The organism is Paenibacillus sp. FA6, from assembly GCF_051550225.1.
Classification (GTDB): Bacteria; Bacillota; Bacilli; order Paenibacillales; family Paenibacillaceae; genus Paenibacillus_AQ.
The window spans coordinates 3,583,920-3,598,794 of sequence record NZ_CP188820.1; the positions used below are offsets into that span (position 1 = coordinate 3,583,920).

The 14,875-nt window shown below is 43.7% G+C and carries 14 protein-coding genes and 2 riboswitches; of the genes, 1 reads left to right on the plus strand and 13 read right to left on the minus strand.

All coding sequences use genetic code 11. The features are described 5' to 3' along the window. Window positions 1–3 precede the first annotated feature (3 nt). Window positions 4–48, minus strand: a riboswitch (PreQ1 riboswitch). A gap of 133 nt (window positions 49–181) precedes the next feature. Both ACP8HI_RS16805 and ACP8HI_RS16810 read right to left on the minus strand, forming a co-directional pair. Then, entirely contained in the window at window positions 182–1,576 is a 1,395-nt protein-coding gene (locus tag ACP8HI_RS16805) for an L-cystine transporter (protein WP_438347348.1), read from the minus strand. Window positions 1,577–1,608: 32 nt separating this feature from the next. Beyond that, window positions 1,609–1,893, minus strand: a complete 285-nt coding sequence (locus ACP8HI_RS16810; protein WP_438347349.1) for a hypothetical protein — start codon at window positions 1,891–1,893, stop codon at window positions 1,609–1,611. A gap of 171 nt (window positions 1,894–2,064) precedes the next feature. Between ACP8HI_RS16810 and ACP8HI_RS16815 the strand changes: the two genes are divergently transcribed. Then, complete coding sequence (locus tag ACP8HI_RS16815) at window positions 2,065–3,753, plus strand: methyl-accepting chemotaxis protein (RefSeq protein WP_438347350.1); 1,689 nt, start codon at window positions 2,065–2,067, stop codon at window positions 3,751–3,753. Between the two features lie 25 nt (window positions 3,754–3,778). On the opposite strand, the gene ACP8HI_RS16820 is transcribed toward ACP8HI_RS16815, so the two are convergent. From ACP8HI_RS16820 to cobD, 11 genes are all read right to left on the minus strand, one after another. After that, on the minus strand, window positions 3,779–5,392 hold the full coding sequence (locus tag ACP8HI_RS16820) for a cobyric acid synthase (protein ID WP_438347351.1): 1,614 nt from the start codon (window positions 5,390–5,392) through the stop codon (window positions 3,779–3,781). Window positions 5,393–5,408: 16 nt separating this feature from the next. Then, window positions 5,409–6,218, minus strand: coding sequence for an adenosylcobinamide-GDP ribazoletransferase (cobS, locus tag ACP8HI_RS16825; protein ID WP_438347352.1), 810 nt, complete (start codon window positions 6,216–6,218; stop codon window positions 5,409–5,411). Continuing rightward, on the minus strand, window positions 6,215–6,787 hold the full coding sequence (cobU, locus tag ACP8HI_RS16830; RefSeq protein WP_438347353.1) for a bifunctional adenosylcobinamide kinase/adenosylcobinamide-phosphate guanylyltransferase: 573 nt from the start codon (window positions 6,785–6,787) through the stop codon (window positions 6,215–6,217). The genes cobS and cobU overlap by 4 nt, the downstream gene beginning before the upstream one ends. After that, window positions 6,784–7,839, minus strand: a complete 1,056-nt coding sequence (gene cobT / locus ACP8HI_RS16835) for a nicotinate-nucleotide--dimethylbenzimidazole phosphoribosyltransferase (RefSeq protein WP_438351870.1) — start codon at window positions 7,837–7,839, stop codon at window positions 6,784–6,786. The genes cobU and cobT overlap by 4 nt, the downstream gene beginning before the upstream one ends. Before the next feature lie 47 nt (window positions 7,840–7,886). Further along, window positions 7,887–8,663, minus strand: a complete 777-nt coding sequence (locus ACP8HI_RS16840; protein WP_438347354.1) for an ABC transporter ATP-binding protein — start codon at window positions 8,661–8,663, stop codon at window positions 7,887–7,889. Continuing rightward, window positions 8,660–9,706: a FecCD family ABC transporter permease gene (locus tag ACP8HI_RS16845; protein WP_438347355.1), complete on the minus strand. Its 1,047-nt coding sequence runs from the start codon at window positions 9,704–9,706 to the stop codon at window positions 8,660–8,662. Before ACP8HI_RS16845 ends, ACP8HI_RS16840 begins: the two co-directional genes overlap by 4 nt. Beyond that, entirely contained in the window at window positions 9,703–10,710 is a 1,008-nt protein-coding gene (locus tag ACP8HI_RS16850; RefSeq protein ID WP_438347356.1) for an ABC transporter substrate-binding protein, read from the minus strand. The genes ACP8HI_RS16845 and ACP8HI_RS16850 overlap by 4 nt, the downstream gene beginning before the upstream one ends. Window positions 10,711–10,954: 244 nt before the next feature. After that, window positions 10,955–11,118, minus strand: a riboswitch (cobalamin riboswitch). 133 nt (window positions 11,119–11,251) lie between these two features. Then, window positions 11,252–11,854: a histidine phosphatase family protein gene (locus ACP8HI_RS16855; RefSeq protein WP_438347357.1), complete on the minus strand. Its 603-nt coding sequence runs from the start codon at window positions 11,852–11,854 to the stop codon at window positions 11,252–11,254. Next, window positions 11,845–12,819: an adenosylcobinamide-phosphate synthase CbiB gene (gene cbiB, locus ACP8HI_RS16860; protein WP_438347358.1), complete on the minus strand. Its 975-nt coding sequence runs from the start codon at window positions 12,817–12,819 to the stop codon at window positions 11,845–11,847. The genes ACP8HI_RS16855 and cbiB overlap by 10 nt, the downstream gene beginning before the upstream one ends. Further along, window positions 12,816–13,541, minus strand: a complete 726-nt coding sequence (locus ACP8HI_RS16865; protein ID WP_438347359.1) for an adenosylcobinamide amidohydrolase — start codon at window positions 13,539–13,541, stop codon at window positions 12,816–12,818. Before ACP8HI_RS16865 ends, cbiB begins: the two co-directional genes overlap by 4 nt. 13 nt (window positions 13,542–13,554) lie before the next feature. Beyond that, the gene (gene cobD, locus ACP8HI_RS16870) at window positions 13,555–14,646 is read right to left on the minus strand and encodes a threonine-phosphate decarboxylase CobD (RefSeq protein ID WP_438347360.1); all 1,092 of its coding nucleotides are present in this window, start codon (window positions 14,644–14,646) and stop codon (window positions 13,555–13,557) included. Window positions 14,647–14,875 lie beyond the last annotated feature (229 nt).

Genomic DNA, 14,875 nt, shown 5'->3' on the forward strand with positions numbered 1-14,875 from the left:
GTTGTCCCCCTAGTTTTGTTACGCGGGATAGTTACGAACCGCGGTTCCAAACGTCATAGACGTTCAAAACATGGTTTACTTTATCACAGAAGACTGCGCTTGCCAAGCCTGCAAACAAAAGAAACCAAAGCAACCCTCTGCTTTGGTTTCTCATGTATTGGATTATGAAGACCCTACTTACCTAAGCTTGTGTAGCATCTAAATCTATATTACGGTCATTGTATACTTTCGGGTCATTCTCTTTTAATATTTTGCTAGAAATAAGACCTGAAGTCATCGAATCATTCACATTCAGTGCTGTACGTCCCATATCAATTAGAGGTTCCACAGAAATCAGTAGACCTGCTAATGCAACAGGTAGGCCCATCGTAGAAAGGACAATAAGTGATGCAAAGGTAGCACCTCCACCGACTCCTGCCACACCAAAGGAACTAATCACAATAACCAGAATCAATTTCACAATAAAGCTCCAGCTTGTTGGATCTATACCTACTGTCGGAGCAATCATCACTGCGAGCATGGCTGGATAAATTCCGGCACAACCATTCTGACCAATGGTAGCCCCGAACGTAGCTGACAGATTCGCGATACCTGTAGATACACCGAGTTTCCTCGTTTGAGTCTCTACATTAAGTGGAATGGTAGCTGCGCTAGAGCGTGAAGTAAATGCGAATGTCAGCGTAGGCAGTACCTTTTTGAGATATACTAGCGGCTTGAACCCGAACAGCGTGATCAATATTAAATGAATAATAAACATAACAATCAAAGCTACATAAGAAGCGATTACGAAGTTAATCAGCTTTAATATTTCATCAACATGAGTCGTAGCGATAGTTTTGGTGATCAACGCCAATATACCGTACGGAGTCAGTCTCAACACAAGGGTAACCATTCGCATAACAACAGCATACACCGCATCGATCAAATCGCGGAAGACTTGTGCCTGCTTGGGCTTCTTACGATCTATTCCAAGAACTGCTACACCGATAAAGGCAGAGAAAATAACGACAGCAAGCGTAGAAGAACTACGGGATCCCGTCATATCTGCAAATGGATTCTTCGGAATAAATTCAAGCATTTGCTGCGGAATAGATTTATCTTCAACAACGCCAAGTCTCTCCTCTAATTTCAAACCCTGTGCCTGTTCTCTGTCACCGCTCTGAATATCAATAGCCTTTAAATCAAAGCTCAGCGTGGTGATAATACCTACAGATGCCGCAATTGCAGTCGTAAGTAGAAGAACTGCAATAATAGAAAAACTCATCTTCCCAAGGTTCTTAACACCGTTCAAATTCATGATGGCAGAAATGATTGACACCATGATTAGCGGGATCACGATCATTTGGAGCAACCCTACATAACCATAACCTACCAAGTTAAACCATTCCGTCGACTTCCCTATAACAGCGGAATCTGGTTTGAAGAAGAATTGTAGAATAACTCCAAATACAATTCCCAACCCTAAACCTGTAAATACTCGCTTCGTGAAGGAAATATGTTTCTTTTGCATCCATACGAGTAACCCGATCAGTAACAGCATGACTACGATATTAATAATAATCCATAAAGTTTCCATTATATATGCCCCCAAAAAATTAAAATATATTGCTAAACAAATAAGTTAGAATGTCGATATTTTTTATAATAGCACATAACCAAGTATTTGGATAGGGATAGTTTCACATCGATATGTTGGTGAACCACTTCAGCAATCCGATCAAATTCCTGTTCCTTGAGCACGTTAGAACTATATGTATTCCTCAAAGTTTTTAATCCTTTTTCCACACGAATACCATCCAGCCAAGACCTACGAAAGGCATCGTTATGAAATACACCATGAAGATAAGTTCCCCACTTGCATCCGTCTACTGTTCCCCAACTCAAATTAAACATAGACTACCATTGCCAAGCCTGCAAACAAGATAAATGAATGATTAAATTCATGGATTTGCGAAGTTTACTGAAAAGTTTCAAAATTGTTGAAAATAACGCTATTCAATTCTCTGTTCTTTCTGTAAAATCAATAGAAACCATAAGCACAATATGCAAAGGAGATGTTTCACCATGTTCGGGATTAGAAATTCTATAAGTCGTAAGTTCATGTCCGTAGTTACTATCGTACTATTCATTGTTTCTTTGCTCTTCAGTATAAGCTTCTATCTTGTTCTAATGAATATATTCAATAATTATGTATTACCTGAAGTTGATAACAATCTTAAGATGAGTTCTACTGATACATACAAACACTTAAATACTTCTCAAGTGTTGCAAACACAGAAGGGAAACGAAGGATCTCAAACCACACTCTCCTATTACTTCGATGAAAAAATGAACCATTTTAGATTACATAATATTTATCTCGCTAATGTAAAGGATCATGAAGTAGTCGTACTAGCCACAAACAGTATATCAACCCTAAAAGTGAATCAATCTATTCCATTCCAGGAAGAAATGCAAACCGCAGTCGATAATAAGACCGCTACTAGCGAAGTATATACTAACGAACATGGCACATTTAAAACTGATTTTATAGCTATTCCGGGGAGTACAATGATTCTGGCAGTCAGCTTAGATGCGAGCTTTATCTTGGAGGAGACTCAGTTTATTATATGGATCTGTATAGGGATAACTCTTCTTGGAATGCTGGTGGGTTTAAGCATTGCTTACTTCAGCAGTCGACGCATTATCCGACCGATCGTTCAACTAGCGACACACAGTAACCGTCTCGCACAAGGTAATCTGCAGCAAGATATCATCGTTGCGGGACATGACGAGGTAGCTCAACTTGCCGGCAGTTTCCAACAAATGACTCATAATCTAAAAGAAATGATCGGACATGTCCAACTAACCTCTCATGAAGTATTGGCTGGATCTAATGATTTATTAAACCGCACAGAAACTATGAAAACGATGGTCGAACGCTCCAACTCAGTCCTTCAAGAGATTGACAAAGGTAGTGAAAGTATTGCCTCGACCTCCAAAGAAAATGCCATCGCAATGGAAGAGATCACCCAAGGAATCACGCACATTGCCAATTCCTCCGGTGATGTATCCGAACAGGTAGCTGAAGCAACTAATGAAGCTGTTAGTGGTAATTTACTAGCACAACGTGCTATAGAGCAAATGCAACGATTAGAGCAGACCTCTATAGATTCTCTAGAATCCTTCCGTTCCATGAATAAACGTTCGCAAGTGATTGGAGAAGTGGTTACTTCGATATCCGAGATTACTAAGCAAATACAAATGCTCTCACTTAATGCATCTATCGAGGCTGCTCGTGCTGGCGAGCATGGAAGGGGATTTGCAGTTGTTGCAGGAGAGGTTCGTAAATTATCTGAGCAATCCCGCATTGCAACTCAAGACATTGAGGAACACTTATTAACGATCCAAAAAGACACTGATGCCTCAGTTACTACGATGAGTCATGTCCATCAAGAGGTCCGTTCGGGTAAAGAATTAGTACAAGATGCTGGAAAAGCCTTCAATCAGTTAGATATTCTCATTCACAATGTTAATCAGAGCATACAAGCCGTATCCGCAGCAACACAACAAGTATCAGCAGGCACGGAAGAAGTCAGTGCATCTGTAGAAGAAACGGCATCAATCACATCAAGATCTCGAATAAGTATGCATGAAATCGCAACTACAAGTGAGCAACAATTGAATGAAATGGAGCAGCATCGTTCAACCGTAACTCGTCTCCATGAGCATGCTATTCAGCTACAAGAGGCTATCCAACAATTCAAAATATAGTTATTCATCTACCACATTAACTCATTCACTCAAGGCGCCGATAGGCGTCTTTCTTATGGTAGACACCCATAATATCGTATATCTTCTTCATATCGATATGGTTGCGGACCACCTCAGCGATTCGATCGAATTCCTGTTCCTTGAGCGTACTAGAAGTAAACGTCTGACCCAAAGGTCTCAATCCTTTGTTTACACGGATACCATCCAGCCAGGACCTGCGGAAATGATCGTTATGAAATACGCCATGAAGATATGTACCCCATCTCCCACCATCTTTCGATCCCCAACCTTCATCTACGAGTTCTCCTGTTATTCGTTCTACCTGAAACAATGATGCTACATTATTCATGTTCAAGCAACCCGTTTCTCCCATATGAATCTCGTAACCTTCCATCGGGATAACGCCCGTTTTTGATTCCGTAACAAGGGCAAGGGGATGACCCATTGCTAGAGCACCTTGAACACGCACAGTCGTTTTTTCTTTCAGAAAGGTCGTCGTGACTGGAAGATAGCCGAGCCCTTTGGCACTTCGAGGTTCTCCACCCTCAACTGAAAAAGGATCGTGCAGTATCTCACCCAACATTTGATACCCTCCGCAGATGCCTACAAGTTGTTGCACTCCTGATTTCATAGCTTCTGCTATTCCATCTTCCAATCCCTGCAACCGAAGGTAGTCCAAATCCCCGATCGTGTCCTTCGTCCCCGGTAGAATGATAACATCAGGTGATCCCAACTCTGTAGCTGACTTCACATATCTAATGGAGACATCCTTCTCCTCTCGCAACGGATCAAAGTCCGTAAAGTTAGATATTCTCGGATATTGAATAACAGCGATATCGATCTCACGCTGCTCCGCTACCTTCTGACGCAATGTATCTAACACAACAGAATCCTCTGCTTCAATCTTAATCTCTTCAATAAATGGTAGGACACCTAGTACTGGAATACCCGTACGTTCGGTAAGCCAATCGAGCCCTGGTTCAAGTAAAGCAATATCACCGCGAAATTTATTAATAATGAACCCCTTCACTCTTTGCCGCTCGTGGGGTTCTAGTAGTTCTAACGTTCCAACGATAAATGCAAATACACCACCTCGATCAATATCTGCAATTAACAATACTGGAGCATCCGCCCAACCTGCTAAATTCATATTAACGATGTCGTTGCTCTTTAGATTAATTTCTGCTGGGCTTCCCGCGCCTTCCATCAATACGATATCATATTGTGCACGTAACCGATTCAACGCATCCATCACGGTATCTTTCGCCTTTGGCAAGAACAAACTCCGATAGTCTGATGCACTCATTTGTTGATAAGGTTCACCATGAACGACAATCTGTGAGAACATATCTTTCACCGGCTTAATGAGTATAGGATTCATATCCGTTGTAGCTTTAATACCACAAGCTTCAGCCTGAACTCCCTGTGCACGACCAATCTCTTTTCCATCCTCCGTGACATAAGAGTTCAGAGCCATATTTTGCGATTTATAGGGGGCTGTGCCGTATCCATCTTGTGTAAAAATACGACATAAAGCAGTGGTAATGACACTCTTGCCTACATCTGAGGCCGTCCCCTGCAACATCAGTACTTTTCCAAAAGAACCCTCACTCAGATTGTGAGATTCAGATTTCTCCATATTCATTCTTCCCCTCTCACATAACATTGTGTAACAGCACTAGCATCAGCAACGCCACAACTTCAAGAAATTCATTAAGAGCACCATAAGTATCCCCTGTTAATCCACCTAATGTAGCGTTCAGTCTTCTTGCCATCCACGTTCCTGCAACCCACGTTCCAAGAGGAATCGTAATGAGTCCAAACCATGCTGTAGTCCATGAATGGCTATTTATATGGACCATAGGTGCTATTGATGCTGCAGCTCCTGTTAACACAATCGTAATGAGTAATGTCGCCCATATTTGTCCTTTATCCAACCCATTCAATTGTCCGGCCAAGCCATCCTTCCCACGGGCCGCGGGCCATGAAGACATGGCATGAACCATGAACCAGCGACTCCAAATCAAAGGCAGGAGAAGAAGCCCTGAGTAATCAAGTCCGTCCACTAACAGTGAATAGATTAATGAGAGCTTAAGCATTAGAAGCAATACACACGCTATCACACCCATAGCTCCCACACGGCTATCCTTCATAATGTCCAGCATTTGCTCACGAGAACGATAACTTAAAATTCCATCCGCCGTGTCCATCCAACCGTCCAAATGAAGTCCGCCTGTAAGCCCAACCCATAATATTAGGGTTAGCACTGCTGCAGGTAAAGGCGGCAGTAAATAGACAAACCCTGCCGCTCCTGCCCACACGACCAACCCAATAACAGCACCTACGAGCGGGTAGAACTTCACACTTTGGCGAAAAAGCGTCGGTGAATAATCAAGATTAGCTTTAACAGGAAAGCGTGATAGAAATTGAAAAGCGGCCGCAGCCGCTTGTCCCCATTTGATCATAGTTTATACTCCCTGCTCTTCAGCTCAATAGGAATCCCTGCCGTAACCAGAAACACTTGAGCACAGTTTCTGGATATCGCCTGATTCATGATCCCTGCTAAATCGCGATATATTCTTCCTAATGGATATTCCGGTACAATCCCATTCCCAACTTCATTAGTTACCATGATCAATTGTCCTGGATACAATTGCACCTCGTCTACCAATTGTAGAATTTCAGCTTTTACTTGCTCAAACATATCCGTCTTTCCCTCAACTGACAGAAGAATATTAGATAACCATAGTGTGAGACAGTCCACCAGGATGGTAGGTGCAGAATCTTCTTCACCAAGACTGTTCTCACGCCAAGCGCTCAGAAGCTTAACGAGCTGAAATGGTTCTTCCACAGTACGCCATCGATAGTTAGCTTCATCTCTCTGTAGCTTATGAAGAGCAATTCGCTCCTTCATCTCATCATCGAAGGCTTGAGCGGTGGCCACATATACTGCCTCTTGTGAAATGGACATGCATAACTTCTCAGCAAAGCTACTTTTTCCACTTCGTGCCCCACCTGTGACAAGTGTGATCATGTCGTCTGTTCCTTCGATTCACCGGAAACGCCCGCACTTTCGAATGTTGCCATTTCGTTAACAATACGGCACGCTGCATCTACAAGATGTAGACATAGTACGCCACCTGTACCTTCACCAATACGGAGGTCTAATTCCAATACAGGACGAAGACCCAACTCTTGTAACAAGAGACGATGTCCCTGTTCATGAGAAGCATGTGACACAATCATGTAATTAGCGGCTGCTGGACAGATTGCTTTGGCGAGTAATGCTGCCACACTAGAAATAAAGCCATCTATAATAACGGGACAACCATTTACGGCTGAGCCAAGAATGACACCCACTAATCCACCAATTTCAAGACCGCCCACCTTAGCTAGAACATCAATGGGATCAAGCGGATCTGGGGCATTCACTTTCAACGCCTGTTCAACAACACTAATCTTATGCTCTAAACGGGAATCATCAATGCCAGTCCCTCTTCCAACGGCATCCCTAACACTAATTGTCGATAGTGCGCAGATCACTGCCGAGCTTGCCGTCGTATTTCCAATACCCATCTCGCCAGTTATAAATAATTGAACGCCACGTTTGACAGCATCTTCGACGACATTGACTCCAACAAGGATGGACTGTATTGCTTCCTCATAAGTCATGGCAGAACCTTGTGCCATATTCGCCGTACCGTAGCGTATTTTGCGCGATAGTAGATTAGGATGGGACAACTCACTATTCACTCCGATATCTACGCATACGACTTCCGCACCCGCTTGTCGAGCAAGTACGTTAACAGCTGCACCGCCCGCAAGGAAATTCTGAATCATCTGAGGAGTCACTTCTTGTGGGAAGGCACTCACACCTTCTTCACATACCCCATGATCCCCCGCCATAATAATGACTTCTCTACGATCAAAAGATGGCTTTACAACTCCTGTGATACCAGCAAGTTGTATCGCCATAGTCTCCAATTTACCCAGACTTCCAGGTGGAACCGTCAGATTACTTATATGTAATTTCGCGGCCTGTATCGCATCCTGATTAAGACCACGAATCTCCCCGATACGTTCCATAATGTCCAAACTCACTCATCATCACTCCTTCTAATAACATCATCCATTCAATAACGGGATAGAAGGATCTGCGGGACACCGCTAACTGGATGCTGGACAACCGCTGGATCCACTTCGTAGACCCTGCGGATGTTATCCTTCGTTAACATTTCTTCCGGCGTCCCTATTCCGACTACTTCCCCTTCTTGTAACACTAACAGTTTATCACAGAATTGAGCTGCCAAATTCAAATCATGGAGTACCGCAATAACCGTAATCCCTGTCTCTTTGCGCCAGGTAGAAACCATTTCCATGAACTGAAGCTGATAGTAAATATCCAAATATGTTGTCGGTTCATCTAGCAATAAAATACGTGGCTCCTGTGCCATCACTTTACCCAATGCGACACGTTGCCTTTGTCCACCACTGAGTTCATCCAATGGGCGATCACTTAGATCAATCAGTTGTAATCTGGACATGATGTCATCAATAATGGTTGCAGAATTATTACCCCGATCTCGTCCGAGCCAGTCTTGAAATGGGTATCTACCCATTTCTATAATATCTCGAACCGGATAATGAATCGCAGGAAGACCATCTTGCTGGAGTACGGCTAACATCTGAGATAGCTCCCGTCGACTATAGTCCGAGACATGACGTCCCTGAATCATAAGTTCCCCGCTACTGACCTTATCGACTCCAGATATTAGTTGGAGAAGTGTTGATTTACCACTCCCATTAGGACCGATGATGCCCCACCACTCACCTTCTCGTATCGACCAATCTACATCTCGAAGTGCGGAGAATTCACCATATTTTTTGGATACCTTTGTCACCTCGATCATATCATACCTCCGTTCCTCTGCTTCTTATTACGGTACAGCAAATAAGCAAAGAACGGCGCACCTATGAATGCTGTAACAACTCCAAGCGGAATTTCCGTAGGAGCAAGAAGTGAACGCGCAACGGTATCACACCACATGGTGAAGATCGCGCCCCCAAGTGCTGATAATGGAACGATAAGTCGATAATCAGGTCCGGTAATCAATCTAATGATATGAGGAATAACGAGTCCTACAAATCCAATCACACCGGATACGGATACAGCCGCTGCTGTAAGCAAGGTGGATATGATCAATGTTCTCAGCTTAAGTCGCTCCACATGAAGACCCATATGCGCAGCCTGACGTTCGCCAAGTGCCATTAAATTCAAAGAACGTGCACTACCCCAAATAACAACAAATCCAACCAATACGTATGGCAACAGCATAAGTGTATATGACCATCCGCGGAAACTAAGTCCCCCCATCGTCCAGAACATGATCTCATTAATCGTCTGCTTCGACATCACAGTTAAGAAGGATACGATTGCACCTAGAAATGATTGCATAACAACACCGGATAAGATCAGACTATTTGTGGGGATCTTACCTCCATCGCGTGCTAAAGATAGGACTCCCCAAAGAGTCAATATGCCAGTTAAGAAAGCAACCAAAGGAAGAGTCCAAGCACCTACAAGTGAATACTGCATTCCGAAAAAAATAATAACAGCCGCACCAACAGAAGACCCAGAAGATACTCCAAGCGTAAATGGGTCAGCTAGGGGATTACGCAATACTCCCTGAAATCCAGAACCAGCAACTGCAAGTGCCGCGCCAACCAGCATACCTAGTATAATTCTAGGCAATCGCACCTTAAGCAGTATCTGTTCATATGCAGGACTCCATGTTGGAGTGATCGCATCACCAGCCCAAGGTAATCGGTGCAATAGAATCCCTATAATATCCTTGATAGGGAGCTCCACAGCCCCCATTCCAAGGCAGAGCAGGAAGCTCACGATAAGCAAGATTACCCCAAGTCCTCCATACCCAGCCAGTTTTTTACTCATGGCTTCATAAGTTCAGGATAAATAGCATTTGCAATGACTTTAAGACCTTCTGTCACCCGTGGACCCGGACGGCTAAGCAGGTTATCATCTAATGCATGAATAGCATCATTCTTAACCGCTGTAATTTTATTCCAGCCACTGCGAGCTTTAATAATCTGGTCTAATGTTTCCTTTGTATTCTCATCAATGACATTCTTGGAGTACAGAATGACATCAGGATTATCATTAATGATTTTCTCTTCACTGATTTCATTCCAACCCACCATATCTCCGGCAACGTTAACTCCGCCAGCTAGGGTGATTAACTCGTCCATAAACTCTCCACTACCTACCGTCCAGCCTAGGGAAAACTCAATATATACTTTCTTTTTCTGATCAGGAGTAAGTGATTTAACCGCTTCTGTCACTTCATCTCGCTCTTGTTTCATTTTTTCTGTAACGATCTTCGCTTCTGCTTGATGATCTGTAATCTGACCATACAATTCAATATTTGCAATGACATCATCCACCGATTTCGGATCTGTCTTGAAGATCGTAATTCCTAGACCACGCAGCTTCTCAGTAGCTTCTACACTCATAGAAATACCTGTAAGGACAAGATCTGGTTGTGCCGCAATAATCGCTTCCTCGTTTGGATTGTACAGACCACCCATTTTGGGCTTCGTTGTCACAGCTTCTGGATAATCATCATAATCAGATACTCCAACAACTTGATCATCTAATCCTAGCGCGAACAAGGCTTCCGTCTCGGCTGGGGAAATAGATACAATCTGCTTCGGAGCCTCTGTAAATGTAAATGTTTCACCTGTCGCATCCGCTACGGTTAGTGGATATTCCGTTCTCAATTCATTTGCCTGTTCTACGGGTGGAGTGACTTGTTCTGTAGGTGTTGGTGCTTGCCCTGTTACTTGCTTCGGTTCATTGTTACTTCCACAAGCCGCAAGTGATAGTACGAGTATGAGCGCTAAAGCCCCTGTGGTCCAATTCTTCCAAATTTGTTTCATTATTATTTCTCTCCTCTATCTTCTTATTCCATCATGTGCGAGATGCTTTCCTTGTTATTTCAATGAATCCCCTTTTCGAAAGGATATACGCATAGCAAAAACCCTGATCCTCTATTTCTAGAAAGAACCAGGGATTACGTCTGTACAGGCATCATATGTTACTACTATAGATGCCGTATGTTATGTACCTAAAATAAATCACAGGCACTTCCACAAGCCAAACGTAACCCTTTCCTCGAAGGATCGTCGTACTTCTCATAAGGCAGGTCTCCTGACTCACAGGTTAGCTAACATTCCTGATTCACAGTGGCGGGACCGTGCCGGATTCACACCGGCTTCCCCTTTAACTAGAGTTAAAAGCAATTATTTCAGCTTCTACATTCCTAGACCTTATAAGGTTATTATATTCATTTAAGCACAGTTCTTGCTTCTCTATTCAAAATTATAGATCAAAAAGAGATACCTTACAAACCAATTGTTAACAAGACCTTATAGTTCGAGTTCAAAAAGTCGGATTTTTGAACATCCTCTAAATATTGGGTCATTTTAAGCGTCCTACCCATTGCCCCTCATACATCGTAAGCTTCAACGATAACAAGCTTCCCGGATCAACGGTGAAATCCCAGAACATCAAGTCAGGAATCGTCATCGTGGCGAGTTGTCTGATGACCCCACCATGTGTAACAAGCAGTATAGAACGCATAGGGTTGTCGTTATCTTCTTCTTTCATAATACACACCAAACTGTCCATAAAGTCCACCAGTCTCTGCTGAAAACATCCCCAAGATTCTCCTCCTGGCGGAGTCACCGTTTGAGGATTGTCCAGCCATTCTCTATACATATCAGAATGCTTTAACTGATCGTAGGTCTGCCCCTCCCAATCTCCGAAATCCATCTCTCGCAAACGTTTATCAAAAGCCACCTGATCAGCTGAAGTAGGATATATCAAATCTAACGTTTCCCTACATCTCTTCAGATCACTGCAGAATACCTTTTGGAACACCCTTTCTTTAAGGGCTTCTTTCACTGACAAAAGCTCCAACTGTGACTCTTCGAGTATTCCTATATCCGTATGTCCCAAATAACGTTTGTCCCTGTTCCACTGCGTTCTGCCATGCCGAATACATACCAATTCTAACTCCATAATGTTCCACCCCAACCCCATATAGCAATAATACATAACACGAGGAATAACAGCGATGCGACTAGCATCAACCGTATGGTTGACTTAATATCCCCCTTAGCCATTGGACGTAAGAACTCACCCATATAGGCGCGAAAAGATACATCACCGTGATACGTATTCTCACCCCCGAGCCGGATACCTAGAGCTCCAGCTACAGCTGATTCAGGAAATCCACTATTAGGACTCGGATGGAGACGGGCGTCATGTCTTATGGTGCGATATGACCTTTTATAATCAAGACGCATAAGCCAACTACTAACGACCAATAGTACCCCTGTTATTCGAGCTGGAATGAAATTAGCGGCATCATCCAATCGGGCCGAAGCCCATCCTAAGTTGATATATTTATCATTCTTGTAACCAACCATGGAATCTAATGTATTCACAGCACGATAAGCCATCGCCAGTGGGGCTCCTCCAATAAGTGCATAGAACAACGGTGACACAATGGCATCAACAATATTCTCTGCGACGGTCTCGACTGTTCCGCGAACAATCTCAGGCTCTTCCAAATGGTCTGTGTCACGTCCAACAATCATGCCAAGTGCTTGCCTCGCAGCAGGTAGATCCCCTCGGTCAAGGTGGTTATACACCTCCATACCCGCATCCTTAAGTCCTTTCGTAGCAATCGTCGTAGCAATTAATACGATTTCAGCTCCCACTGCAAGCCACGGATGAATCATATAAAGGCCTCTCAACAATGCCCACGTTATAAGCAGCGAACCGCCCACTATCATGATTGGGAGTAGAATTCCGGCTTTTTTCAAATTCTCCGGATGAGAGACATGATTACGAATCATCTTCTCTATCCGTTTGATACTATTACCCATACCGATCACAGGGTGGGGTAGCCAACGTGGATCTCCAATGATCAAATCTAATATGTAAGCAGCCCATAGAATGAATATGGCCCATCCCATCATGACGGCTTCACTCCTGCAGCCCGCAGGCTCTCTTGTACCGCGCCATAAACCACTCTTCCAATAGCAGCTCCCAGATCAGTGGCCGTTCCACAGTAGCGATGTTCTATAGAATAGGAAGAGGATTGGCTGACACCTAGCACAATAGCATCCGTCGTAGTTCCCGTAGCGACCAACCCATTCTCGGCGTCCCGAATACCCAGATCCCCTAGTGCTGCTGTCTTCGCTTCCACAGCTGTCATGATAGCATTCACCATCGCTGCTTGCGTCAACTTCGCGTCAATCATGAGCATAATATTGATCGTTCCGGGTTGATAGACTGGGAACGTAGTGCGTTCAGATCCAGCACGTGCACCGTTCGATACTCCCGCTGTTGTACAACAGAACAAGGATGCGTCTTTGCCGTTCTCTTCCAGAACTGCAGCATGTTCCAACCGAACAGCCGTCAACAATCCTGCAGTCGTTTCCTGAGGATAACCCCAATTCTGAAACAATTCCGCGACATCTTTTTCTGGATTAGCACAGTTATAGAACCGATCTACATAGATATTAGCTATTCGATCGATCTTCCCTATACCTCCCCCATATATTGCACTACTAAGACTATCCACAGGGCTTGGGCAATGGAGTAACAAATGGCGCTCTTGTCGGGTAAGGGTTAGACCGGGCCAGAGCGTAGATTGATACACGTTGTTTTCATCATTTACAAAAGGTGTTGTCATCATTATTCTCCTATTCTTATATCACTATCTCCATCACATTCTGTATCTCCGCTAGAAATAACCGATTAGCTTTCGAGTCTTTGACAGCGATTCGAATATGCCCTTCTTCCAGCCCAGCATACATCGCACAACTACGAATTAATATCCCCCGCAGGCCAAGTTCACGCTGCATATCTATCGCACGCCATGGATTAGGAAGCTCTACCAACAAGAAATTTGCTTCTCCTGGACTCACTTTACATCCTAACTGTGTAAGTGCTTCGACAAGCACTAATCGCTCAGTAGCTATCAGTTCCATCGTACTACGCTCGAATTCTTCATCGCTATCCAATGCTGCTTCGCCCGCTAACAACGCTAGTCCATTCACGCTCCACGTCACCTGCTTGCTCTTCATAGATCTGACGATATCCGGATGTGCCAATGTATAGCCTAACCTCAAACCTGGAATCGCATAGAACTTCGTCATTGATCGCACAAGCAATGTACGAGGATAACGATTAAGATCCGACAACAAAGACGCCTGTTGTTGCTTCGGAATGAAATCTATGAAGGCTTCATCTACGACCAGATAGGTGTTGAATTGCTCAGCTATCTCAGCTAACATCCTCAGATCCCCAAGCGTATATTGCACACCATTCGGGTTGTTAGGTTGACCAATGAATAGCAGATCCACTTGCTGTATCAATTGTCCTATGTCTTCCATCGTTGCTTTCCAATCTTTATCCTGTCTTCCCCGTACCGAATATACTTCCGCATTAAATTGTTCCGATAATTGCCGATACTCAGAGAAACACGGTTCGATAATACCAACCTTCTGTGGCTGAAGTCCGAGCAGAATAAGTGACATACATTCAGCTGCACCATTCCCAACACAGATGTTGTCTTCGTCAACACTCAGCTTACGCCCAAGAATAGTTTTGAATTTCCTATGACCGGGGTCAGGATAACGGATAATAGATGATAACGCTCCCTCCAATTGCTTCAGTACTTGTTGAGGCGGCCCCAACGGATTGATGTTGGCACTGAAGTCGAGGAATGCACCTTCATCTTTTCCATAAGCCTTCGCGGCACTTTCTAAATCTCCTCCATGACCATAACGTTCTAGCATCCTTATTACCCCTCTGTCTTTAATTTACCATTGATAGCTCCATTATTGCTTAGGCTCTTCCTTTGCGTCAATTCAACCTTCCTTTGTTTCTAATCCACTTATAGTTTACAATTATAGAGGTTGTTCAAAAAGACATCTTTTGATCACGAAGTATAGCAAGAGGCGTATTCGACATCGAATATTGAATTCAGCCGGTCCTTCCGGTGCTCACGTAGGTACTGCCTACGCT